Source organism: Arthrobacter sp. 05L45_2 (genome assembly GCF_056397525.1).
Genome location: NZ_JBFTNO010000265.1, coordinates 1 through 3,360 on the forward strand (window position 1 = coordinate 1; position 3,360 = coordinate 3,360).

Genomic DNA, 3,360 nt, shown 5'->3' on the forward strand with positions numbered 1-3,360 from the left:
GTACTGGACCTTCTCGTGCAGGTCGTCGCCGTACTGGACCTTCTCGTGCAGGTCGTCGCCTTCGAGGATCCGGCGGCGGTCCCCGTAGATTGCCTCGCGCTGGCGGTTCAGGACGTCGTCGTACTTCAGGACGTTCTTGCGCTGTTCGGCGTTGCGTCCCTCCACCTGGCCCTGGGCCGAGGCGATAGCCCGGGAAACCAGCTTGGATTCAAGGGCGACGTCGTCGGGCACGGAGCTGCTCATCAGCCGCTCGGCGGCGCCGGAGTTGAACAGACGCATCAGGTCGTCCGTCAGCGACAGGTAGAAGCGGGATTCACCCGGGTCGCCCTGGCGGCCGGAGCGGCCGCGCAGCTGGTTGTCGATGCGGCGGGACTCGTGCCGCTCGGTGCCAAGGACGTAGAGGCCGCCGAGGTTGAGGACCTCCTCGTGCTCATCTTTAACGGCCTGCYTCGCCGCTTCGAGGGCGTCGGGCCACGCGGCCTCGTATTCCTCGGAGTTCTCCTCCGGGTCGAGCCCGCGCTTGGCGAGTTCAGCGACGGCGGTGAATTCGGCGTTGCCGCCCAGCATGATGTCGGTACCGCGGCCGGCCATGTTGGTCGCGACCGTCACGGCCCCCTTGCGGCCGGCCTGGGCCACGATCGAGGCTTCACGGGCGTGGTTCTTGGCGTTCAGGACCTCGTGGCGGACGCCTTCCTTGGCCAGCAGCCGGGACAGGTATTCGCTCTTCTCCACACTGGTGGTGCCCACGAGGACCGGCTGCCCGTTTTCGTGCCGTTCGGCGATGTCCTTGACGACGGCGTCGAACTTGACGGTCTCGTTCTTGTAGACCAGGTCGGCCTGGTCGATGCGCTGCATGTCCCGGTTGGTGGGGATCGCGACGACGCCGAGCTTGTAGGTGCTCATGAATTCGGCGGCTTCGGTTTCGGCGGTACCCGTCATGCCGGCCAGCTTGTCGTACATGCGGAAGTAGTTCTGCAGTGTGACCGTGGCGAGCGTCTGGTTCTCGGCCTTGATCTCGACGCCTTCTTTGGCCTCGATCGCCTGGTGCATGCCCTCGTTGTAGCGGCGGCCGGCCAGGATGCGGCCCGTGTGCTCGTCCACGATCAGGACTTCGCCGTCGAGGATGACATAGTCCTTGTCCCGCTTGAACAGTTCCTTGGCCTTGATGGCGTTGTTCAGGAAGCGGATGAGCGGCGTGTTGGCGGACTCGTAGAGGTTGTGGATGCCGAGGTAGTCCTCGACCTTCTCGATGCCGGCCTCGAGGACACCAACGGTGCGCTTCTTCTCGTCGACTTCGTAGTCCGTGTCGGGCTGAAGCCGCAGGACCACCTTGGCGAACTCGCTGTACCAGCGGTTCGTGTCGCCCTGGGCCGGGCCCGAAATGATGAGCGGGGTCCGGGCCTCGTCGATGAGGATGGAGTCCACTTCGTCGACGATGGCGAAGTTGTGGCCGCGCTGGACCAGCTCGGACTTGTCCCACGCCATGTTGTCGCGCAGGTAGTCGAAGCCGAATTCGTTGTTGGTGCCGTAGGTGATGTCCGAGGCGTACTGTTCACGGCGGACAGCCGGGTCCTGGTTGGACAGGATGCAGCCGCTGGTCAGGCCCAGGAACCGGTAAACGCGGCCCATCAGGTCCGACTGGTACTCGGCGAGGTAGTCGTTCACCGTGATGACGTGGACGCCCTTGCCGGCGAGGGCGTTAAGGTAGGCCGGCGCGGTCGCGACCAGGGTCTTACCTTCACCGGTCTTCATTTCGGCGATGTTGCCCAGGTGCAGGGCGGCGCCGCCCATCAGCTGGACATCGAAGTGGCGCATGCCGAGGGTGCGGGACGACGCTTCGCGGACAGCAGCGAAGGCCTCCGGCAGCAGGTCATCGAGCTTTTCGCCGTCGACGTGGCGGGCGCGGAGACGGTCCGTCTCTTCGCGCAGCTCTGCGTCGGTGAAGGTCTTGAAGGAGCTTTCCAGGGCATTGATGGAATCGGCATAGTTCCGCAATTGCCGCAGGGTTTTTTTGTCACCCGTACGGAGAAGTTTTTCGATAAGTGATGCCACGTGAAATTGCTCCCAGTCTCAAGCTGCCGAATTCCGGCGTGTTTAGTCTACGGGAGAGACGCAGGGCGGGACGCGCCTGTTCCCTCAGAGCGGATGCAGTCCGGCCACGGCCCGCCCGAGCGCCGGTGCCAGGTCCCCCACGGGGGCTACAACGACCCGGTCCAGCTCCAACCACTCTGCCATGAGCYGCAGTTCTTCGGCGAGTTCGACGGCGGTATCCGCCGGCGCGCCGGGCTCGGCGTGACTGGCCCGGGCAAGGAGGCTCCCTGCCGCGCGGTCAGCTTTGAGGTCCACGCGGGCAACGATTTCGTCCCGCAGCAGGAACGGCAGCACGTAGTACCCGTACCGCCGTTTTGCCTCCGGCGTGTAGATCTCGATCCTGTAGTGGAAGCCGAAGAGCTCCTCCAGCCGGCGGCGCTCAAAGACAAGGGAATCGAACGGGCTCAGCAGTGCCCGGCCGTTGGCGGCGCGGGGCAGCCCGGCGTCGGCGTGGCGGTAGAGGGGCCGGTTCCAGCCCGCCACCGTGACCGGTTCCAGGCGTCCGTCCTCCACGAGCTGCTCGACGGCAAGGGCGGCGTCACGCTGCGGGGTCCGGAAGTAGTCGGCGAAGCACCGGACGGTGCCGATCCCGTGGGCCTGCGCCGCGGCGTCGATAAGCCGGAGCATCGCTCCGGCCGCATCAGGTTCCGGGCCGGCGCCGGCCATGCCCTCGGTCGAGGGGGCCAGGATCCGGGAGGTCAGCGTATAGCGGCGTTCGAACGAGTCCGTCCGGGACGCTGCGGAGACCAGCCCTTCCTCGAACAGGTGCTCAAGGACCCTCTTGACGGCGTTCCAGTTCCAGCCCCAGTTGTCCTTGGGCCGTTCCTCGGTGTGACCCAGCCGGGCCGTGAGTTCCGCGGCCGTCAGGGGCCGGCCCGAGGCCAGGGCCGCCAGGACCCGCTGGGCCACCTCGCTGCGCAACTCCGGGTCCATGGCGTGCGCGCCGACCCATTTGCGGCGCTGCCACTGCACCAGGTCCTGGAAGTGCTCGGGGCGGATAAAGCTCGCTTCGTGGGCCCAGTACTCCATCATCCGGCGCGGGTGGGTGCCCGCCATCCGGTGCAGGATGGACCGGTCGTAGTTGCCGAGCCGGGAGAAAAACGGGAGGTAGTGGCTGCGGGAGAGCACGTTGACGGAATCAATCTGGACCAGGTGCAGGCGGGCAAAGGTCCGGCCCACCGCCCGTGCGCTCACGGGTGCGGTGGGCCGGACCTTGTCCAATCCCTGGGCTGCCAGTGCGATCCGCCGGGCCTGCTTGAGGCTCAGCGA

Annotated in this window: 2 protein-coding genes; both read right to left on the minus strand. The window is 66.4% G+C overall.

Going from position 1 to position 3,360, the window contains the following annotated elements:
* Nucleotides 1–2,052: preprotein translocase subunit SecA (gene secA / locus AC1DHD_RS15145; RefSeq protein WP_476880503.1), on the minus strand; the 2,052-nt coding region annotated here is incomplete at its 3' end.
* 84 nt (nucleotides 2,053–2,136) lie between these two features.
* The coding region (locus AC1DHD_RS15150; protein ID WP_476880504.1) for a winged helix-turn-helix domain-containing protein at nucleotides 2,137–3,360 on the minus strand (1,224 nt) is incomplete at its 5' end.